This window comes from Anoxybacillus sp. P3H1B, from assembly GCF_001560855.1.
GTDB lineage: Bacteria > Bacillota > Bacilli > Bacillales > Anoxybacillaceae > Anoxybacteroides > Anoxybacteroides rupiense.
This window is the reverse complement of the sequence record NZ_LPUG01000034.1, coordinates 1-20,520: the sequence shown is the minus strand read 5'-3', so window position 1 is coordinate 20,520 and position 20,520 is coordinate 1. Positions and strand designations below refer to the sequence as shown.

The window sequence follows — 20,520 nt, the reverse complement described above, 5'->3', positions numbered from 1 at the left end:
TAAAATGTGAGTGCTTTACATAAAAACAATGTGACAAAGCTTCATTCTTCATATGCTCTAGCACACGAAGAAAAAGAAAGGAAAACGGCAAAAAGACGGCGTATGGTTGTTATTCGTTTTGCTTTTTTATGTGCGGTGCTCATGGCGCTGTCCACTGTATTTTTATATTCTCTCCACTCTCAGTCCGCCGATATTGAGGCGAAGGTAAAAGAGCAGCAGAAGCTCGAGAAACAATTAAAAGCGTTGGAGAAGCAGCAAAAGCAATTGGAGGCCGAAATTAAAAAGCTGCATGACGATGACTATATTGCGGAACTGGCCAGAAAAAAGTATTATTTATCAAAAGAAGGGGAAATCATATTTGCTGTTCCGAAAAAATAATCAGCGAATCCCTCAAGACATGGGCATTGAGCTTATTGACACCTGTTTTTCGCATTCGTTATAATAAAGAAAATAATTTTTACTTTTTTAATGATTAAGGAGGAGCACTTTTTTTATGTCAATTGAAGTAGGCAGCAAGTTACAAGGCAAAGTAACGGGAATTACAAAATTCGGAGCGTTTGTGGAGCTGCCAGACGGCGTAACAGGCTTGGTGCATATTAGCGAAGTAGCCGATAATTATGTAAAAGATATTAATGACCATCTTAAAGTCGGCGATGTGGTAGATGTCAGAGTCATTAATGTTGAAAAAGACGGAAAAATCGGCTTGTCGATTAAAAAGGCAAAAGAATCGCAGTCTTCACAGCGCCCGCGTACGAAAGTGAATGATCGTGCCACAAAAGAGAGTTTCGAACAAAAAATCAGCCGCTTTTTAAAAGAAAGCGAAGATCGTTTAGCCTCTCTAAAACGTCATACTGAATCAAAACGAGGAGGTCGTGGCGCGAGACGCGGTTGACTTGCTGCTGAATTACCATAATAATCGGGCAGATAAGTAAATGGTGAACGTATAGAAGCATCCAGCTGATGGATGCTTTTTCTATGTCGCATCTGATGATGGTCATACAAACTCAAGTGGCTGACGTGTGTAAATGTCGCTCGTTTTGTCAAAGAATACAGGGATCGTCATGCGATAGACAGCGATGCTTGTTATGTAAGTACAGGCAAGGCAGAACGGTGGCCATATTCCTTTTTACATTCAAAAATAGATAAAAAAATGTTGACAAAAGAAAAATAGAAAATTAAAATTGTAATTGTCGTTATATGGCGGCGTAGCTCAGCTGGCTAGAGCGTACGGTTCATACCCGTGAGGTCGGGGGTTCGATTCCCTCCGCCGCTATCATAAAAATAAGGCCCGTTGGTCAAGTGGTTAAGACACCGCCCTTTCACGGCGGTAACACGGGTTCGAATCCCGTACGGGTCACTACAGGAGGATGCTTCCTAGCAATAGGAAGCATCCTTTTTTATTTTTTTCAAACAAGGCAGAGCCTGTATCATTATGGCAAGTGAGCATGAAATTCGTCGAACAGTTTTTTATACAGCGTTCCTTTTTTGACAAATTTTTGATAATTCAGGAGATATAATAGGGCTAATAGAAAAAACAAAGGAGTGGTTCGGAAGTGGAAAGAATTGAAAGTCGTTTAATCAACCAAATTTCAGAGGTGCCGCTTAACAACACACCAGCTATTTTCTCACGTTGGACGAAGCATTTGAAATTAAGGTTAGGGCATTTGTTTATTCATAAAGGATTTCTATTATTAGTCATTGGTTTTTTGCTTGGGCGCGCGCTCATTTTATCAAAGCTGATTCCATTTGCTTTGCCATTTTTTGTGTCTGTTTATATGATGCGCCGTGAAAAAGCAGGGTTAGCATTTATTGCTTTAGTAGCAGGATCACTAACGGTATCGTTTGAAACGGCGCTGTTTGTTTTGGGAGGGATGGTTAGCTTTTTGCTGCTCTATCCATTCATTAAGAAATTTTTTGATGAATCACTGAAAACGCTCCCTGTTGTTGTATTTTGTCTCTCTTTTTCTACAAAATTGGCGGTTATTTACCTTTTATCGGGTACACCGACAATGTACGAAAATATCATGGCTTTGATTGAAGCTGGTCTTGGGTTTGTCCTTACTCTGATTTTTCTGCAAAGCATTCCTCTGTTAACAATGCAAAAATATAAGCAATCATTAAGGTCTGAGGAAATTATTTCTCTCGTTATTTTACTTGCTTCGATGCTAACAGGTACGATTGGCTGGCAGCTATCTGATTTATCTGCTGAGTATATTTTATCCCGTTATCTCGTATTACTATTTGCTTTTGTGGCAGGTACAACAGTTGGTTCGACAGTAGGAGTAGTAACAGGACTGATTTTAAGCTTAGCGAATGTGGACAATTTATATGAAATGGGATTGCTTGCATTTGCTGGGCTTTTAGGCGGCTTATTGAAAGAAGGCAAGAAAATTGGTGCGGCTTTTGGAATGCTTGTTGCTACTTTATTGATCGGATTGTATGGAAACGGAAAAATGGATGTCGTTCCAACCATATTGGAATCTTGCGTTGCGACATTGTTGTTTCTGCTTACTCCTAGCTCGTTAATAGAAAAGGTAGCCAAGTATGTACCTGGCACTGTCGAGTATATGAATGAACAACAGCAATATGTACGGAAAGTGCGCGATGTGACTGCTCAGAGAGTTTCGCAATTTTCCCGTGTGTTTCAGGCATTGGCTAACAGCTTTTCTAGCGATCGGCTTCTTTCAGATCATGAATATAGCGAAAAAGAGGTTGACTATTTCCTTAGCAATATTGCTGAGAAAACATGCCAAACATGCTTTAGGAAAGAACAATGCTGGTCTCAACAGTTTGATACAACATATGATTATATGAAACAGATTATGACAGAGGCTGAGACAGGAAATCTCATGCAAAACCATAAACTTTTGCGTGAATGGGATCGCTACTGCATGAAGGCCAAAAAAATGGTTGAAGTGATGGAAAAGGATGTTGCGATTTATCAAGCTAATCAAAAACTGCGAAAGCAAATTCAAGAGAGCCGCAAGCTTGTGGCTGAACAACTTATGGGAGTTTCGCAAGTTATGGAAGATTTCGCTAAAGAGATTCAACGGGAGCGCGAAAATCATTATTTACAGGAGGAACAAATTTTCCACGCGTTGCAGGAGTTTGGCATCGAGGTGGGGCATGTTGATATTTATAGTTTGGAAAAAGGAAATATTGATATTGAGATGAGCATTCCATATTGCGAGGGGCGAGGGGAATGTGAAAAATTAATCGCGCCGATGCTTTCTGATATTTTAGATGAAACCATTGTTGTCAAAAGAGAGGAGTGTGCCGCCTATCCAAATGGATATTGCCGTGTTGCATTCGGATCAACGAAAGCTTTTGTTGTCGAAACAGGGGTAGCGTTTGCAGCAAAAGGAGGGGGATTTGTTTCTGGTGATAGTTATTCCATGATTGAGCTTGGCGCAGGAAAATATGCGATTGCAATCAGCGATGGGATGGGGAATGGAGAAAGAGCGCATAATGAAAGCAATGAAACGCTTCGGTTATTGCAAAAAATTTTACAAACAGGTATTGATGAAACAGTAGCCATTAAGTCGATTAATTCGATTCTTTCACTGAGAACGACGGATGAAATTTTTTCAACACTTGATTTAGCGATTATTGATCTGCAAAATGCGGCCACGAAATTTTTGAAAATCGGCTCTATTCCTAGTTTTGTTAAAAGAGGAAATAAAGTGATAAAAATTGAATCAAGCAATTTACCAATAGGAATTATTAAAGAATTCGAATTTGAAATGGTTAGCGAGCAATTAAAAGCGGGCGATCTATTAATTATGATGAGCGATGGAGTATTTGAAGGGCCTTCCCATGTCGAGAATCATGAGCTATGGATGAAACGAAAAATTACCGAATTGCAAACCAATGATCCACAAGAAGTAGCGGATTTAATCATGGAAGAGGTGATTCGAACTCGTTCTGGAAAAATCGAGGATGATATGACCGTAATCGTAGCTAAGATTAAGCATAATACGCCAAAATGGGCAACGATTCCGGCTTATATGTATGCGAAAAAAGCTCAATAAGTATAAAATTCTTTCATTCCGTCGATGATGGTAATACATCATTTGAGGAGGGGAATGAAAGGTGCGAAAAGGAACATTACGGCAAATTTTATTAATTACGGATGGTTGCTCCAACCACGGAGAAGATCCGATCGCAATGGCTTCTCTAGCTAAGGAGCAGGGAATTACAGTCAATGTCATTGGTGTGCTTGATCAAGATACGATTGATGAAAACGGCTTGCGTGAAATAGAAGGAATTGCAATGGCGGGAGGTGGAGTTAGTCAGGTTGTTTATGCTAAACAGCTATCACAAACCGTGCAAATGGTCACACGAAAAGCGATGACACAAACATTGCAAGGAGTGGTTAATAAAGAGCTAAAGCAGATTTTAGGTTCCGATACATCGTTAGAGGATCTGCCTCCAGAAAAGCGCGGAGAAGTCATGGAAGTTGTCGATGAACTCGGCGAAACGATTGAATTGGAAGTTTTAATATTAATAGACACAAGCGGAAGCATGAAAACCAAGCTGCCAACAGTCAAAGAAGCATTATTTGATTTATCGTTGAGCTTAAATGCCCGTACCGGAGATAACCAATTCTCTGTTTTCGTATTTCCTGGGAAACAAGGAAATGTAGAAAAAGTGATGGACTGGACACCTAATCTGGAGGCACTATCGTCCGTATTTCCGAAATTAACGTCTGGAGGACTTACACCGACAGGTCCTGCATTACGTGAAGCGGTTTCCTACTACTTCAATAAAAAACGTTCCTTAAGGAGTTTGATCTCTGGTGATGAATCATACTTTGAAGAATCATCTATGTAAGCTGCCGACTGGAACGATTATTACGGGAAAATGGCATCGCAAAGCATACAAAATGATTAAGCTGCTCGGCAACGGAGCAAATGGGGTTGTTTATTTGGCGGAAAGCCAAAAGGGGCTTGTGGCGATTAAATTAAGTGATAATAACACCACCATTTTATCTGAAGTAAATGTATTAAAACGTTTTTCCAAGGTCCAAGGAGCCGCCCTTGGGCCTTCTTTGCTAGACGTGGATGACTGGCTTGATCCCTCTACCAATCGCCTGACTCCTTTTTATGTAATGGAATATATTAAAGGAGAGGAGTTCTTTTCCTTTATTAAAAAAAGAGGAAAAGAATGGATGATCATTTTAATTTTGCAATTGCTATCTGCATTAGATAAGCTGCATAAAGAAGGCTGGGTATTTGGAGATTTAAAACCAGAGAATTTGCTAGTGGCAGGAATGCCACCAACTATTCGGCTACTTGATGTTGGCGGTACGACTTTGCAAGGAAGAGCAATTAAAGAATTTACTGAATTTTATGATCGGGGATATTGGGGACTTGGTTCACGAAAAGCAGACCCTGCTTATGATCTATTCGCAGTCGCAATGATGATGATTCATGTTTGCTATCCTACACAATTTACCAAAAAGGAAAATGCGCGTCAGCAGTTACTATCTATGATTGAAGCGGATGCGACATTGCGAAAATATCGCAAAGCCCTTATGAAAGCGATTGATGGAACCTATAAGCAAGCGATTGAAATGAAACGAGATCTGGTAGCAGCTATTCATCATTCTGATCTCCCGCCAAAAGAAAAGCATGTTCCTCCCCAAACAATTCCTTCATCAAGAAGCAGGAAAAAACGGCGGAAAGCAAAAAAGCGGCGAGGAGGAGTGATTGAAACGGCATTTATTGCTGCCATTTTATTATTCGTATACGTACTATACTTATATGGACAAGTTCTTTAAATTGACAAACCTTCTTTTTTGAGAAAATATTTCATTAATGATACGATAAATAATGAAGAAAATTGATAGAAGAGGGTTTTTGCTATATGCTTTCGACCGTCCGTTCCTTTATTCAGACGCATCAGCTGCTTGAGCCGAATTCGACTGTTGTAGTTGGTGTATCAGGTGGACCTGATTCTCTTGCTTTGCTACATTTTTTTTATACTATTCGACATGAATGGAAAATCAAGCTTGTTGCTGCTCATGTAGATCATATGTTTCGCGGTCTACAATCAGAAGAAGATATGAATTTTGTGAAACATTTTTGCGCTCAGTTCGGTATTATATGTGAGGCAACACAAATTGACGTTCCTTCTTTCCAACGTCAGACCAAGATAGGTGTACAGGAGGCAGCTCGCATATGCCGTTACCGTTTTTTTCAGGAAATCATGGAGAAGCATTCTGCTTCTTATGTAGCGTTGGCGCATCATGGTGACGACCAAATTGAAACAATTTTAATGAGGCTTGTTCGTGGAAGTAGCCAGAAGGGATATGCCGGGATTCCGGTTAAGCGGCCATTTCACGATGGTTATATCATCCGTCCATTTTTATGCATCAGTCGGGATGATATTGAAGCATACTGTTATGATCATGGCCTTCAGCCTCGCTACGATGAAAGCAATACGAAAGATAGCTATACAAGAAACCGATTTCGCCACGTGCTCCTTCCTTTTTTGAAAAAAGAAAATCCGCGTGTCCATGAACGGTTTCAATATTATAGTGAAACGATGATGGAGGATGAAGCCTTTTTAGAGGAATTAACGGAGCAAGCGATGAATAAGGTAATGGAAAAGCAATCTGACGAAATTACTTTGCGGATTCAGCCGTTTCAAGCGATGCCTAAGCCTTTACAAAGAAGAGGGATTCAACTAATATTGAACTGTCTTTATGATGGAAAGCCTTCCTCTTTGTCCTCGTTACATATAAAAAATGTGTTAGCCATTTTAAACAATAACCATCCTTCAGGCAGGCTGGATTTTCCAAATGGTCTAAAAATCATTCGTTCTTATGATAGCTGTACCTTCACGTTCCAAGAAAAGAAAACAGGGGCTTATATGGTCGAATTTGATGCAGCCATACCAACAACGTTGTATTTGCCAAATGGATGTGCAATCATAAGCGAATTTTGGGAACACTATCCGAGGGAGCGAAAAGGAAATGCCATACTGGTTCTAGATCCAGAAACGCTTGAACTTCCTCTGCGTGTGCGAACAAGGCGCAAGGGTGATCGCATGACATTAAAAGGGATGAAGGGAACAAAAAAAATCAAGGATATTTTTATTGAAAAAAAAATCCCTTTGCATGAACGAGATAGCTGGCCTGTACTTGAAGATGGACAAGGGAGAATTTTGTGGCTTCCAAAGCTAAAAAAATCCGCTTTTGAAGCAACTGATGTTACAAAAATGCGATATCTTGTATTACACTATAAAGAGCAATGAACATCTAGGAGGAAAAAAGAAAATGGGGATGAATCAAGATATTCAAAAAGTTTTAGTGACACAGGAACAAATACAGGAAAAGGTAAAGGAGCTAGGTAAACTGCTTACAGAGGAATATGACGGACGGTTTCCGCTGGCTGTGGGCGTGTTAAAGGGGGCAATGCCTTTCATGTCGGATTTGCTAAAGCATATTGATACATACTTAGAAATGGATTTTATGGATGTGTCTAGCTATGGAAATGCGACGGTGTCATCTGGAGAAGTCAAAATCTTAAAAGATTTGAATACGTCTGTTGAAGGACGTGACATCTTAATTATCGAGGACATTATTGACAGCGGTCTGACCCTGAGTTACTTGGTAGAGCTGTTCCGCTACCGCAAAGCAAAATCGATCAAGATTGTGACGCTTTTAGATAAACCAGCTGGACGAAAAGCAGATATTGAAGCAGATTATGTTGGCTTTGTCGTTCCGGATGAGTTTGTGGTGGGGTATGGGCTAGACTATTGTGAAAAATATCGCAACCTTCCTTATATCGGTGTGTTAAAGCCTGAAGTATACAGCAAATAAAGCGGCAGTCCATACGGTGAATTGGTTGTGTTGGAATGATTTTCTATGGTACTATTGAATATAGCGTGTTTCATATGGGAGGAGGCAAGAAATGAATCGGATCTTCCGTAATACGATATTTTATTTACTAATTTTTCTCGTGGTCATTGGCGTTGTCAGCTTCTTTAATGGGAGCAACCAGCGGACTGAACCGATGACATACGATGCTTTTATTACCCATCTAGAAAACGGTGATGTCAAAACGTTTTCCATGAAGCCGGAACGTGGCGTATACGAGATTAGAGGTCAGCTAAAAGACTATCGTGAAGGCCAGTATTTTTCTACGTATGTAATGAACAGTGATCCTGTTTTAAACCGTATTGACGCGGCGGCTAAACGGACGAGAGTAGAAGTGATGCCGGCGGATGAAACAAGCGGTTGGGTGACGTTCTTTACGTCGATTATTCCGTTTGTTATCATTTTCATTTTATTTTTCTTCTTGCTGAATCAAGCGCAAGGCGGCGGCAGCCGAGTAATGAATTTCGGAAAAAGCCGCGCAAGACTTTATAACGAAGAAAAGAAAAAAGTGCGCTTCCGCGATGTGGCTGGCGCAGATGAAGAGAAGCAGGAACTTGTAGAGATTGTGGAATTTTTAAAAGACCCGAGAAAATTTGCCGAGTTGGGTGCTCGCATTCCAAAGGGAGTGCTGCTTGTTGGACCTCCTGGTACAGGGAAGACGTTGTTAGCTCGTGCGGTAGCTGGAGAAGCAGGAGTTCCGTTTTTCTCCATCAGCGGTTCGGACTTTGTAGAAATGTTTGTAGGTGTCGGTGCATCACGCGTGCGTGATTTGTTTGAAACTGCGAAAAAGAATGCGCCTTGTATTATTTTTATTGATGAAATCGATGCGGTCGGTCGTCAGCGTGGTGCGGGGCTTGGCGGTGGACATGATGAACGCGAGCAAACGCTGAACCAATTGCTTGTGGAAATGGATGGATTTAGCGGCAATGAAGGCATTATTATTATTGCGGCAACGAACCGTCCAGACATTCTTGATCCAGCATTGCTGCGCCCGGGCCGCTTTGACCGTCAAATCACGGTAGATCGCCCGGATGTGAAAGGGCGTGAAGCGGTGTTGCGAGTCCATGCCCGCAACAAACCATTGGATGAATCTGTTGATTTAAAAGCCATTGCTATGCGCACTCCAGGATTTTCTGGCGCTGATTTAGAGAATTTGCTCAATGAAGCAGCTCTCGTAGCTGCGCGGCAAAACAAAAAGAAAATTGATATGAGCGATATTGACGAAGCTACCGATCGCGTCATCGCCGGGCCGGCGAAAAAGAGCCGCGTGATTTCTGAGAAAGAGCGTCGCATTGTTGCTTACCATGAAGCGGGACATACGGTTATCGGCATGGTATTAGCTGATGCGGAAATGGTTCATAAAGTAACCATTGTGCCACGCGGGCAAGCAGGTGGCTATGCGGTAATGTTGCCAAAAGAAGATCGTTACTTTATGACCAAGCCAGAGTTGTTAGATAAAATTACTGGCTTGCTGGGCGGCCGTGTCGCTGAAGAAATCGTCTTTGATGAAGTGAGCACAGGAGCCCATAACGATTTTCAGCGTGCGACAAACATTGCTCGTCGGATGGTAACAGAGTTCGGAATGAGCGATAAGCTTGGCCCAATGCAGTTCGGCCAGTCTCATAGCCAAGTGTTTTTAGGCCGCGATTTGCATAGTGAGCAAAACTATAGCGATCAAATCGCATATGAAATTGACTTAGAAATCCAGCGAATTATTAAGGAATGCTATGATAAAGCCAAAAATATCTTAACAGAGCAACGGGATAAACTAGAGCTTATTGCCCAAACATTACTCCAAGTGGAAACGTTAGATGCAGAGCAAATTAAACATCTTTTTGAGCATGGAACGCTTCCGAATCGTACGGGAAATGGAGAGCAACAAGAAGACGTAAAAGTAAATATTCATACAAAGAAAGAAGAAGAATAAGATGTCTCTTTTTACAGAGGCATCTTTTTTCATCATATCAGAAATTACCGCTCGTTCTTTTTTTAGAAGTAAGGCGCTGTCTAGCTTCAAGCGCCATCGATGGACACTTTGCGTGCTTCTTACCTTGCAGGCAATTTTTCTATTCTTATGGTATGATGAAAAGGCAAGAATGTGTGAAAAGTGGGGATGAAGCGATGATTTTTGTGTTAGATGTCGGAAATACTAATACTGTATTAGGGGTATATGATGGAGATGAGCTAAAGCATCATTGGCGTATTGAAACAAGCAGGGGAAAAACAGAAGATGAATATGGAATGACGATTAAAGCACTCCTTAATCATGTCGATCTTAATTTTTCTGATATTGATGGAATTATTATTTCTTCTGTTGTGCCGCCGATCATGTTTGCGCTTGAACGAATGTGTCACAAATATTTTCATATTAAACCACTCATTGTTGGACCAGGAATTAAGACAGGACTCAATATTAAATATGATAATCCGAAAGAAGTAGGGGCAGACCGCATTGTCAATGCTGTTGCGGGTATCCACCTTTATGGGAGCCCGTTAATTATCGTTGACTTTGGAACTGCCACAACATATTGCTATATCAATGAACATAAACAATATATGGGAGGAGCGATTGCTCCGGGAATCACGATTTCAACAGAAGCTTTGTATTCTCGTGCTGCTAAATTGCCAAGGATTGAAATTGCGCGTCCAGATGATATTATTGGGAAAAATACCGTCAGTGCGATGCAGGCTGGTATACTATATGGTTATGTTGGACAGGTCGAAGGCATTGTATCACGGATGAAAGAAAAAAGTGCCATTCCTCCGAAGGTGATTGCAACTGGAGGGTTGGCTTCTTTGATTGCCAACGAATCGAACGTAATTGATATCGTTGATCCATTTTTAACATTAAAAGGACTGCAACTCCTTTATATAAAAAATGCAGATAAAAAATAAGAAAAGGTGAATGAAATGTCAGACTACTTAGTAAAAGCTTTGGCTTATGATGGACAAGTAAGGGCGTATGCAGTACGAACCACAACGACCGTTGGAGAGGCACAGCGACGTCATCAGACATGGCCAACGGCTTCTGCCGCTCTTGGCCGCGCTATGACAGCCGGTGTTATGATGGGAGCGATGCTAAAAGGAAATAGCAAGCTCACCATTAAAATCGAGGGAGGGGGCCCGCTTGGCGCCATTATGGTTGACAGCAATGCCCAGGGAGAAGTCAGAGGGTATGTGACCAATCCGCAAGTCCATTTTGACTTAAATCAGTACGGCAAATTAGATGTAGCCAGAGCAGTAGGGACAAACGGAACGTTGACGATTGTGAAAGATTTAGGGCTGCGTGATTTTTTCACAGGTCAAGTTCCTCTTGTGTCTGGAGAGCTTGGAGAGGATTTCACATACTATTTTGTTTCGTCTGAGCAGGTGCCTTCCTCTGTTGGAGTTGGGGTGCTTGTAAACCCTGATCATACAATCCTAGCAGCCGGCGGATTTATTATTCAGCTGATGCCTAATACAGAAGAACAAACGATTCATGAAATTGAACGAAGGCTTCAAGCCATTCCTCCGGTTTCAAAAATGATTGAAAAAGGAGCGACTCCTGAAGAGATTTTAGAAGAATTGTTAGGCAAAGGAAATGTAAAAATTCTTGAAACTCTTCCTGTTGCTTTTGTATGCAGCTGTTCACGAGAAAGAATTGCAAATGCCCTTATCAGCTTAGGTCCCGAAGAAATTCAAGCGATTATTGATGAAGAAGGGCAGGCTGAGGCAATGTGCCATTTTTGCAATGAGGCGTATCATTTTACAACACAGGAGCTATATGAATTAAAGAAAATGGCTGAATCGTCGACCGAGTAAAAAATTAAATAATTGACAATTGAGAAAATAGTTGATAAATTTTAAACAAATTCTATAAAATTACTCGGGATTAGGGGTGGATAAAAAATGGCACGTGCAGTAAACTCTATTACAGAATTAATCGGAGACACACCAGCAGTAAAATTAAATCGTATCGTGGACGAAGACAGCGCAGATGTATACGTAAAGCTGGAATTTATGAATCCAGGCAGCAGCGTGAAAGACCGTATTGCTTTAGCAATGATTGAAGCCGCTGAAAAAGAAGGAAAGCTAAAGCCAGGAGATACACTTATTGAGCCGACAAGCGGCAATACTGGAATTGGCTTAGCGATGGTAGCGGCTGCGAAAGGATATAAAGCCATTCTGGTCATGCCTGATACAATGAGCTTGGAACGCCGTAATCTATTGCGGGCATATGGTGCGGAGCTTATATTGACACCAGGCAGTGAAGGAATGCGAGGAGCGATCAACAAAGCGGAAGAGTTGGCTAAAGAACACGGCTATTTTATGCCACAGCAATTTAAAAACGAAGCGAACCCGGAAATCCATCGAATTACGACAGGAAAAGAAATTGTAGAACAAATGGGCGATCAGCTGGATGCGTTTATTGCTGGAATCGGTACTGGTGGAACGATTACAGGAGCTGGCGAGGTACTGCGTGAAGCCTACCCAAATATTAAAATTTATGCAGTAGAGCCTGCAGATTCTCCTGTGTTATCAGGAGGAAAACCGGGACCGCATAAAATCCAAGGCATTGGCGCTGGATTTGTCCCAGATATTTTAAATACAGATATTTACGACGAAGTCATTGCTGTAAAGACAGAGGAAGCATTTGAGACTGCTCGCCGCGCTGCCCGCGAAGAAGGAATTTTAGGAGGCATTTCATCAGGGGCAGCTATCCATGCAGCTCTAAAGGTAGCCAAGCAGCTTGGAAAAGGAAAAAAAGTATTGGCAATTGTTCCAAGTAATGGAGAGCGTTACTTAAGTACAGCGCTATATCAATTCGAAGAATAATGAAAAGTCGCATATCTCGGCAGGGAATACTCCCTGTCGAAATTTTTTTATAGTACAATAAGTATGGTGCAACAAAGGAAGGGAGGTATGGACCTTTTATGAGACTGAGGCGAATACTCAAAAAAAAGATTGCTTATCAGCATAAGGAGTGGTTCAAACAATATCAATGGCTCGCACAAGATGAGCCTTATCATATTTTGCTAGAAAGTGGACGTTCAGGGCGTTACAGCATTATCGGCTTGCGCCCAGCCGGAATGGTACAAGGAAGCGGACAGGAGCTTTTGCTTCGCTATCGAGGAGAAGAACTGAAGCTACAAGGAAATCCGTTACATTTGCTAAAGCGATGGTTTTCGCAATGGAAGACGGATTTTGATGATGATGGTCCCGATTTTCAAGGGGGATTGATGGGCTATTTTAGCTATGATTGTGTCCGCTATATCGAACGCCTTCCTTCCCAAGCAGAGGATGATCTTAAAGTTCCAGATCTTTATTTTTTAATTTTTGACGATATTGTTGTTTATGATCATGAGGAACAAGCTCTGCATCTCATTGTTCATTATGTAGAGGAAGAACACGAAGATGCACAAAAGCGTCTTTCGCTTTATGAATTCTTATGGTTACAGGAGAGCAAGCAGCCGAATGGGTGGTTTTTTACTCCAAAGGCGCAAAGCGAATCTGTTTCCATGACAGAAACGGAGTTTATGGAGGCGGTTGAAAAAGTTCGGCAATATATCGGGCAAGGAGATGTGTTTCAAGTCAACCTGTCAGTGCGGCAATCCAAGCCTTTGTTCACACATCCATTTCACATTTATGAAAAGCTGCGTCTGTTAAATCCTTCTCCATATATGGGGTATCTTCATTTTCCGGAATTTCAGGTGGTGAGCGGCTCACCAGAATTGCTCATAAAAAAGCGAAAATCTCGTTTGAGTACAAGACCGATTGCGGGGACACGTTCGCGAGGCAGTACAGCGGAGGAGGATCAACAAATCGCTAATAAGTTGTTAGAAAACGAGAAAGAGCGAGCAGAGCATCTCATGCTTGTTGATTTAGAGCGCAATGATTTAGGCAGAGTATGCAAATATGGTACAGTAAAAGTAGATGAATGGATGACCATTGAAGCATATTCTCATGTCATGCATATTGTATCGCATGTATCAGGAGAAATGAAAAAGGAAAAAGATGTTTTTGATGTGATAAAGGCCGTGTTTCCAGGCGGGACGATTACCGGGGCTCCAAAAGTGCGCACGATGGAAATCATTGAGGAATTAGAGCCAGTGCGACGCGGAATCTATACCGGATCAATTGGTTGGATCGGCTTTAATGGAGATATGGAGTTTAATATTGCGATTCGAACCATGATCGCCAAAGACGGGATGGCGCACGTACAAGCTGGCGCCGGGATTGTTATTGATTCTCGGCCACCGCATGAATACAAAGAATGTTTGAAAAAAGCAAGAGCCCTGTGGCAAGCAAAAGAGATGAGCGAAGCAGAGCGATTATTTATGACGAGGTGAGAAAAGATGATTTTAATGATCGATAACTATGATTCATTTACGTACAATTTAGTTCAATATTTAGGAGAATTAGGTGAGGAGTTAATTGTCAAACGAAATGATGAGATCGATGTGCAGGGCATACAACAATTGAATCCTGATTTTTTAATGATCTCGCCTGGGCCGTGCAGTCCGAATGAAGCGGGGGTCAGCTTGGCAGCCATTGAGCACTTCGCTGGCAAAATTCCTATTTTCGGAGTGTGCCTCGGCCATCAATCCATTGCACAAGTATTTGGCGGGGAAGTGGTTCGCGCGGAAAAGCTGATGCATGGAAAAACATCACAAATCTTACATGATGGAAAAACGATTTTTTCGGAGGTTCCAAATCCATTTACAGCTACCCGCTACCATTCATTAATTGTAAAAAAAGAAACATTGCCTGAATGCTTTGACATTTCAGCGTGGACAGAAGACGACGAGATTATGGCAATCCGTCATAAAACGCTGCCTATAGAGGGGGTTCAGTTTCATCCAGAGTCGATCATGACTGTATATGGGATGGAGCTTTTGAACAATTTTATTCAAACATATAAAAGGAATCGATAATCCATGTATGTATATATAAATGGTAAAGTTATTCCGAATGAACAGGCCCGTATTTCGCCATTTGATCACGGCTTTATGTATGGATTGGGAGTCTTTGAAACCTTTCGTACTTATAATCGTCATCCGTTTTTACTGGATGACCATCTTGCACGCCTTCATAAAAGTTTAGTGGATATGCAAATCCGTTTTTCAGTTAGCCGGGAAGAGACAATCGCAATCATTCAGCAGCTATTAGCAGCTAATCGCTTAGAAGATGCTTATATTCGCTTAAATATCTCAGCGGGAATTGGCGATATTGGTTTGCAAATCGATGCATATACTGAGCCGACTGTTATTGTATATATGAAATCATTGCCGGAAATAGCTGTAAAAGAAAAAATGTGTACCATTTTAAAAACAAGGAGAAATAGTCCTGAGGGAGAAACGCGTCTTAAATCGCATCATTATTTTAATAATGTGCTTGGTAAGCGCGAGATGAGAAGCCATCCTCACATGGAAGGGATTTTTCTGAATCATTATGGCTTTCTTGCTGAAGGAATTGTCTCCAATCTGTTTTGGGTGAAAGACGGAATTGTATATACTCCAGCGCTAGAAACAGGAATTTTAAATGGAGTTACACGACAGTTTGTCATGGCTATGCTCGGCGTTTCAGGAATTCGCTGTGAAGAAGGACTTTACACCTTAAAGGATTTAGAACAAGCAGAAGAGGTATTTTTAACGAACTCAATTCAAGAAATTGTTCCCGTTTCGCGAATCGATCATTTCGTTTATCCGGGTGAACGCGGCGTCTTTGTTCAATCTTTGAAGGCCCATTATGCTTGCTTCACACATTCTTTATGGACAAGATATCAATTAACAGAAAGGATCAGTATGGAACAATGAATGTGATTCAGTGTGGACCGTATACACTTGATATAAAGCAAAAAACAATCATCATGGGAATTTTAAATGTAACACCTGATTCATTTTCGGATGGAGGAAAATTTAATGCAATCGATCGCGCTGTTGAGCATGCCAAGCAATTGGTAGATGCTGGAGCAGATATTATTGATATTGGAGGGGAATCGACGCGCCCGGGAGCTGAGAAAGTAGCGCTAGAAGAAGAATTAAAACGAGTGATACCTGTAGTAAAAGCGTTAGCCAATGAAATAAAGGTTCCTATTTCTGTAGACACTTACAAGGCAGAAGTAGCGAAGCAAGCTATTGAGGCGGGAGCGCATATAATTAACGATATATGGGGGGCTAAAGCCGATACGAAAATGGCAGAAGTAGCTGCTCATTATCAAGTGCCGATTATTTTAATGCATAATCGCCATCAAGTAGATTATAGAGACTTAATTAACGATATGATTTCTGATCTGTTGGAAAGTGTGGAGTTAGCCAAAAAAGCTGGGGTGAAGGACGAAAATATTATTTTAGACCCGGGCATCGGATTTGCAAAAACAGCTGAGCATAATCTGCAAGTCATGAGACATTTGGACAAGTTTGTACAATTAGGCTATCCATTGTTATTAGGAACATCGCGAAAATCATTTATCGGCCATGTTCTTGATTTGCCAGTCCATGAGCGTATGGAAGGGACGGGAGCCACGATTTGTTTAGGGATTGCGAAAGGGGTTCACATCGTTCGTATTCACGATGTTCAGCCGATCGCTAGAATGGCAAAAATGATGGATGCCATGATAGGGAAAGGGGGCGATGGCCATCGATAAAATTTATCTAAACGCAATGGAGTTTTATGGATATCACGGGGCCATCCCAGAAGAAAATAGATTGGGGCAGCGATTTATAGTTGATTTAGTGATTGAGACTGACTTGAAAAAAGCAGGAGAAAGCGATTGTTTAGATGATACGATTAATTATGCCGCTCTATATGAAATATGCCGTGAAATCGTGGAGGAGCAGCGCTTTAAACTGATTGAGGCGGTGGCGGAACAAATTGCTTGCCATGTTTTATCTGCGTTTTCTTCGATTCTGCAATGCACGGTCAAAGTTGTGAAGCCGAATCCGCCTATTAAAGGCCATTACCAATCTGTAGCGGTAGAAATAGTAAGGAGACGTTAAATGGAAAACTGCGCATATATTGCCTTGGGATCTAATATTGGACAACGTATTCTTTATTTATACAAAGCTGTTCAAAAACTAGCGGAACATCCGCAAATCTCTGTTATTCAAACTTCCTCTATTTACGAAACGGATCCGGTTGGCTACATCCAACAGAACAAGTTTTTAAATATGGTTGTGCAAATTCAAACATCGCTATCTCCTTTTGAACTATTGGAAGAAACGCAAAAAATTGAGCAGGAGCTTGGGCGAAAACGAGAGATTCGTTGGGGACCGCGTACGATAGACCTTGACATTTTATTATATAATCGTGAAAATATTGAAACAGAACAACTTACCATTCCGCATCCGCGAATGGCAGAAAGAGCGTTTGTATTAGTTCCGTTGTTTGAGCTTAATGAGAAAATATACATTCCAAATTTGAATGGTGATTTATCGTTATGTATAGATCAATTATTAAATAAAGAAGGGGTATATTTATGGAAGCAGAAAAGTGGGGGAGACGTATTCGCGCTTTTCGAAAGCTAAAAGGCTACACACAAGAGAGATTTGCCAAACAGTTGGGCATTTCTGTATCGGTTTTAGGGGAAATTGAACGAGGCAATCGCCTGCCGACAGAACAGTTTTTACAAATGGTAGCTCAATGCTTAAACATTACGGTTGAGGAGCTCTCGCCACCAGAGATCATAGCGGGAGAAGAAAGGAGGGCAAGAAATGTTTAAAATTGGTGATGTTCAGATCAATAACCGTGTTGTTCTAGCGCCAATGGCAGGAGTGTGTAATTCTGCGTTCCGCCTGACGGTGAAGGAATTTGGTGCGGGGTTGGTCTGTGCAGAAATGGTCAGTGATAAAGGAATTTTGTTCAATAATGAAAAAACATTAAATATGCTTTATATTGATGAACGTGAAAAGCCGCTAAGTTTGCAAATTTTTGGCGGAGAGAAGGAAACGCTTGTCGAGGCAGCGAAATTTGTCGATAAAAATACAAATGCTGATATTATTGATATTAATATGGGATGTCCTGTTCCAAAAATCACAAAATGCGACGCTGGAGCTAAATGGTTGCTAGATCCGAATAAAATTTATGATGTCGTAAGTGCTGTCGTCGATGCGGTTGAAAAACCTGTAACAGTAAAAATGCGTATCGGCTGGGACGAAGATCATATTTATGCAGTGGAAAATGCCCAAGCAGTAGAGCGCGCAGGCGGCAAGGCTGTTGCTGTTCACGGGAGAACAAGAGTGCAAATGTACGAAGGAAAAGCAGATTGGAATATCATTAAACAGGTAAAAGAAGCTGTTAATATTCCGGTGATTGGAAATGGAGACGTACAAACTCCTCAAGATGCCAAAAGAATGCTTGATGAAATAGGCGTTGACGGCGTTATGATCGGTCGTGCTGCTTTGGGAAATCCATGGATGATTTATCGAACAGTTCGCTATTTAGAAACTGGAGAATTGATACCAGAGCCATCTGTCCGAGAAAAAATAGATGTGTGCATTTTGCATTTAGATCGTCTCATTGCTTTAAAAAATGAGCATATTGCGGTCAAAGAAATGCGCAAACACGCCGCTTGGTATTTAAAAGGCGTACGTGGAAATGCAAGGGTAAGAAATGCCATTAACGAATGCAATACTCGGGAAGAGCTGGTCAATCTTTTAAGACAGTTCGTTGAAGAAGTAGAAGCAAAACAACAGAGTGATGCGCAGGCTGTGTAAGTGAAGGAATATATGTCATGACTATTTACTGTCAGCCTTTGCTGACAGTATTTTTAATAAATTAAAAAATGGAGTGAATGGAATATGAGTCACGAAGAATTGAATGACCAATTACGAGTACGTCGAGAAAAACTAAGCAAACTAAGACAGAAGGGTATTGACCCATTTGGAAAACGATTTGAACGCACGCATAAAGCCGAAGAGCTTTTTGAATTATATGGAGGTTTATCAAAAGAAGAATTGGAAGAAAAGAAGATCCAGGTAGCCATTGCAGGCCGCATTATGACAAAAAGGGGAAAAGGAAAAGCTGGATTTGCCCATATTCAAGATTTGACAGGTCAAATTCAAATTTATGTGCGAAAAGATGATGTTGGTGAAGAACAATATGAAATATTTGATACTTCCGATCTAGGAGATATCGTTGGTGTTCAAGGAACCGTTTTTAAAACTAAAGTAGGCGAATTGTCGATTAAAGTATCCGCTTATGAGTTGCTAACAAAGTCTTTGCGGCCTCTTCCAGAAAAATATCATGGCTTGAAGGATATTGAACAGCGTTATCGTCAGCGTTATCTGGATTTAATTGTAAATCCAGAAAGCAAAAATACATTTATTACTCGTAGTTTAATTATTCAATCGATGCGTCGTTATTTAGATACTCATGGATATTTGGAAGTAGAGACACCGATGATGCATTCCATCGCTGGAGGAGCAGCGGCGCGTCCGTTTATTACGCATCATAATGCTCTAGATATTCCGCTATATATGCGGATTGCCATTGAGTTGCATTTGAAACGGCTTATTGTAGGTGGATTAGAAAAAGTATATGAAATTGGCCGTGTATTCCGCAATGAAGGAGTTTCTACACGACATAATCCAGAATTCACAATGCTTGAGTTATATGAAGCGTATGCGGATTATCAAGATATTATGAACCTGACGGAAAATATGATTGCCCATATCGCTCAAGAAGTACTAGATACAACAAAAATTCAATACGGCGAGCACGAAGTAGACTTAACCCCACAATGGAAACGGCTTCACATGGTGGATGCTATTAAAGAATATGTGGGAGTAGATTTTTGGCGGCAAATGACGGATGAGCAAGCTCGCGAATTGGCAAAACAACATGGCGTGGAGGTAGCGCCACATATGACATTTGGTCATATTGTCAATGAGTTTTTCGAGCAAAAGGTAGAAGATAAACTCATTCAGCCGACTTTTATTTATGGTCATCCAGTGGAGATTTCTCCGCTAGCGAAGAAAAATCCGGAAGATCCTCGATTCACTGATCGTTTTGAGCTGTTTATTGTAGGGCGTGAGCATGCTAATGCATTCACAGAATTAAACGATCCAATCGATCAAAGAGAGAGATTCGAGGCACAGCTTAAAGAGCGTGAGCAAGGCAACGATGAAGCACACGAGATGGATGAAGATTTTATTGAGGCTCTAGAATATGGGATGCCACCAACAGGTGGATTAGGAATAGGAATCGACAGATTAGTTATGTTGTTGACTAATTCACCATCGATTCGTGATGTATTACTATTTCCGCAAATGCGTAATAGATAAAAGTTATACTAAAAAATCCCCTGTGAAAGGAATTCATGGGGGATTTTAATTTATTTTTTTAATAAAAACTATTGATTTATTTTCGTGCAAGTGATATATTTAAGAACGTCGCTTTTAGTCGATCAAAAACAGTAATGAATAGTTAAAAAAGTAGTTGACAAGCTAAAAGACAAATGTTATATTGATAAAGTCGCCTGTGAGCGATAAGATAAATGTTCTTTGAAAACTGAACAAAACGAAGCGTTAATCGAAAAATTTCGGTATGGTCAACCGAAATTTAAATAATAGCCAATCAACTTTCTTTTGGAGAGTTTGATCCTGGCTCAGGACGAACGCTGGCGGCGTGCCTAATACATGCAAGTCGAGCGGACC

The 20,520-nt window shown here is 41.0% G+C and carries 20 protein-coding genes, 2 tRNA genes and 1 rRNA gene; all 23 read left to right on the top strand.

What is annotated here, in order from left to right:
• Positions 1-6: 6 nt before the first annotated feature.
• A complete protein-coding gene (locus AT864_RS17205; protein WP_066151191.1) occupies positions 7-378 on the top strand; it encodes a septum formation initiator family protein in 372 nt (123 codons plus the stop codon).
• Between the two features lie 115 nt (positions 379-493).
• On the top strand, positions 494-892 hold the full coding sequence (locus AT864_RS17200; protein WP_066151188.1) for a S1 domain-containing RNA-binding protein: 399 nt from the start codon (positions 494-496) through the stop codon (positions 890-892).
• 307 nt (positions 893-1,199) lie between these two features.
• A tRNA-Met gene (locus AT864_RS17195) sits at positions 1,200-1,273 on the top strand.
• Between the two features lie 12 nt (positions 1,274-1,285).
• Positions 1,286-1,357: transfer RNA gene (locus AT864_RS17190), tRNA-Glu, on the top strand.
• Between the two features lie 196 nt (positions 1,358-1,553).
• Entirely contained in the window at positions 1,554-4,031 is a 2,478-nt protein-coding gene (gene spoIIE / locus AT864_RS17185; RefSeq protein WP_044743278.1) for a stage II sporulation protein E, read from the top strand.
• 61 nt (positions 4,032-4,092) lie between these two features.
• Positions 4,093-4,833 carry a VWA domain-containing protein gene (locus AT864_RS17180; RefSeq protein WP_044743279.1) on the top strand — a complete coding sequence of 247 codons (741 nt, stop codon included), beginning with the start codon at positions 4,093-4,095 and terminating at the stop codon, positions 4,831-4,833.
• A complete protein-coding gene (locus AT864_RS17175; protein ID WP_082063646.1) occupies positions 4,799-5,782 on the top strand; it encodes a protein kinase in 984 nt (327 codons plus the stop codon). Before AT864_RS17180 ends, AT864_RS17175 begins: the two co-directional genes overlap by 35 nt.
• 86 nt (positions 5,783-5,868) lie before the next feature.
• Entirely contained in the window at positions 5,869-7,260 is a 1,392-nt protein-coding gene (gene tilS / locus AT864_RS17170; protein ID WP_066151185.1) for a tRNA lysidine(34) synthetase TilS, read from the top strand.
• A gap of 22 nt (positions 7,261-7,282) precedes the next feature.
• A complete protein-coding gene (hpt, locus tag AT864_RS17165; RefSeq protein WP_044743282.1) occupies positions 7,283-7,828 on the top strand; it encodes a hypoxanthine phosphoribosyltransferase in 546 nt (181 codons plus the stop codon).
• Positions 7,829-7,919: 91 nt separating this feature from the next.
• Positions 7,920-9,812 carry an ATP-dependent zinc metalloprotease FtsH gene (gene ftsH, locus AT864_RS17160; RefSeq protein ID WP_044743283.1) on the top strand — a complete coding sequence of 631 codons (1,893 nt, stop codon included), beginning with the start codon at positions 7,920-7,922 and terminating at the stop codon, positions 9,810-9,812.
• Positions 9,813-10,006: 194 nt separating this feature from the next.
• The gene (locus tag AT864_RS17155) at positions 10,007-10,780 is read left to right on the top strand and encodes a type III pantothenate kinase (RefSeq protein WP_066151183.1); all 774 of its coding nucleotides are present in this window, start codon (positions 10,007-10,009) and stop codon (positions 10,778-10,780) included.
• A 15-nt stretch (positions 10,781-10,795) separates the two neighbouring features.
• Positions 10,796-11,686 carry an Hsp33 family molecular chaperone HslO gene (gene hslO, locus AT864_RS17150; protein ID WP_066151180.1) on the top strand — a complete coding sequence of 297 codons (891 nt, stop codon included), beginning with the start codon at positions 10,796-10,798 and terminating at the stop codon, positions 11,684-11,686.
• A gap of 87 nt (positions 11,687-11,773) precedes the next feature.
• Positions 11,774-12,700 (top strand): cysteine synthase A, encoded by a 927-nt coding sequence (gene cysK, locus AT864_RS17145; protein WP_066151178.1) that lies wholly within the window; start codon positions 11,774-11,776, stop codon positions 12,698-12,700.
• Between the two features lie 98 nt (positions 12,701-12,798).
• Complete coding sequence (gene trpE / locus AT864_RS17140; protein WP_066151175.1) at positions 12,799-14,214, top strand: anthranilate synthase component I; 1,416 nt, start codon at positions 12,799-12,801, stop codon at positions 14,212-14,214.
• Between the two features lie 6 nt (positions 14,215-14,220).
• Positions 14,221-14,799, top strand: a complete 579-nt coding sequence (gene pabA / locus AT864_RS17135) for an aminodeoxychorismate/anthranilate synthase component II (protein ID WP_044743287.1) — start codon at positions 14,221-14,223, stop codon at positions 14,797-14,799.
• A gap of 3 nt (positions 14,800-14,802) precedes the next feature.
• Complete coding sequence (gene pabC, locus AT864_RS17130; RefSeq protein ID WP_066151172.1) at positions 14,803-15,681, top strand: aminodeoxychorismate lyase; 879 nt, start codon at positions 14,803-14,805, stop codon at positions 15,679-15,681.
• Positions 15,678-16,511, top strand: a complete 834-nt coding sequence (gene folP / locus AT864_RS17125) for a dihydropteroate synthase (RefSeq protein WP_066151169.1) — start codon at positions 15,678-15,680, stop codon at positions 16,509-16,511. Before pabC ends, folP begins: the two co-directional genes overlap by 4 nt.
• Positions 16,504-16,863, top strand: a complete 360-nt coding sequence (folB, locus tag AT864_RS17120; RefSeq protein ID WP_066151252.1) for a dihydroneopterin aldolase — start codon at positions 16,504-16,506, stop codon at positions 16,861-16,863. Before folP ends, folB begins: the two co-directional genes overlap by 8 nt.
• A complete protein-coding gene (folK, locus tag AT864_RS17115) occupies positions 16,864-17,391 on the top strand; it encodes a 2-amino-4-hydroxy-6-hydroxymethyldihydropteridine diphosphokinase (protein WP_066151165.1) in 528 nt (175 codons plus the stop codon).
• Positions 17,343-17,585 (top strand): helix-turn-helix domain-containing protein, encoded by a 243-nt coding sequence (locus AT864_RS17110; RefSeq protein WP_066151163.1) that lies wholly within the window; start codon positions 17,343-17,345, stop codon positions 17,583-17,585. Before folK ends, AT864_RS17110 begins: the two co-directional genes overlap by 49 nt.
• The gene (gene dusB / locus AT864_RS17105) at positions 17,578-18,579 is read left to right on the top strand and encodes a tRNA dihydrouridine synthase DusB (RefSeq protein ID WP_066151161.1); all 1,002 of its coding nucleotides are present in this window, start codon (positions 17,578-17,580) and stop codon (positions 18,577-18,579) included. The genes AT864_RS17110 and dusB overlap by 8 nt, the downstream gene beginning before the upstream one ends.
• Before the next feature lie 84 nt (positions 18,580-18,663).
• The gene (lysS, locus tag AT864_RS17100) at positions 18,664-20,148 is read left to right on the top strand and encodes a lysine--tRNA ligase (RefSeq protein WP_066151158.1); all 1,485 of its coding nucleotides are present in this window, start codon (positions 18,664-18,666) and stop codon (positions 20,146-20,148) included.
• A 300-nt stretch (positions 20,149-20,448) separates the two neighbouring features.
• Positions 20,449-20,520, top strand: a 16S ribosomal RNA gene (locus tag AT864_RS17095); the annotation flags it as partial.

What these genes read in the sequence shown, in the direction of transcription:
- AT864_RS17200 (WP_066151188.1), top strand. Translation starts at nt 494, where the DNA reads ATGTCAATTGAAGTAGGCAGCAAGTTACAAGGCAAAGTAACGGGAATT.
- tilS (WP_066151185.1), top strand. Translation starts at nt 5,869, where the DNA reads ATGCTTTCGACCGTCCGTTCCTTTATTCAGACGCATCAGCTGCTTGAG.
- hpt (WP_044743282.1), top strand. Translation starts at nt 7,283, where the DNA reads ATGGGGATGAATCAAGATATTCAAAAAGTTTTAGTGACACAGGAACAA.
- ftsH (WP_044743283.1), top strand. Translation starts at nt 7,920, where the DNA reads ATGAATCGGATCTTCCGTAATACGATATTTTATTTACTAATTTTTCTC.
- AT864_RS17155 (WP_066151183.1), top strand. Translation starts at nt 10,007, where the DNA reads ATGATTTTTGTGTTAGATGTCGGAAATACTAATACTGTATTAGGGGTA.
- hslO (WP_066151180.1), top strand. Translation starts at nt 10,796, where the DNA reads ATGTCAGACTACTTAGTAAAAGCTTTGGCTTATGATGGACAAGTAAGG.
- cysK (WP_066151178.1), top strand. Translation starts at nt 11,774, where the DNA reads ATGGCACGTGCAGTAAACTCTATTACAGAATTAATCGGAGACACACCA.
- trpE (WP_066151175.1), top strand. Translation starts at nt 12,799, where the DNA reads ATGAGACTGAGGCGAATACTCAAAAAAAAGATTGCTTATCAGCATAAG.
- pabA (WP_044743287.1), top strand. Translation starts at nt 14,221, where the DNA reads ATGATTTTAATGATCGATAACTATGATTCATTTACGTACAATTTAGTT.
- pabC (WP_066151172.1), top strand. Translation starts at nt 14,803, where the DNA reads ATGTATGTATATATAAATGGTAAAGTTATTCCGAATGAACAGGCCCGT.
- folP (WP_066151169.1), top strand. Translation starts at nt 15,678, where the DNA reads ATGAATGTGATTCAGTGTGGACCGTATACACTTGATATAAAGCAAAAA.
- folK (WP_066151165.1), top strand. Translation starts at nt 16,864, where the DNA reads ATGGAAAACTGCGCATATATTGCCTTGGGATCTAATATTGGACAACGT.
- AT864_RS17110 (WP_066151163.1), top strand. Translation starts at nt 17,343, where the DNA reads ATGGAAGCAGAAAAGTGGGGGAGACGTATTCGCGCTTTTCGAAAGCTA.
- dusB (WP_066151161.1), top strand. Translation starts at nt 17,578, where the DNA reads ATGTTTAAAATTGGTGATGTTCAGATCAATAACCGTGTTGTTCTAGCG.
- lysS (WP_066151158.1), top strand. Translation starts at nt 18,664, where the DNA reads ATGAGTCACGAAGAATTGAATGACCAATTACGAGTACGTCGAGAAAAA.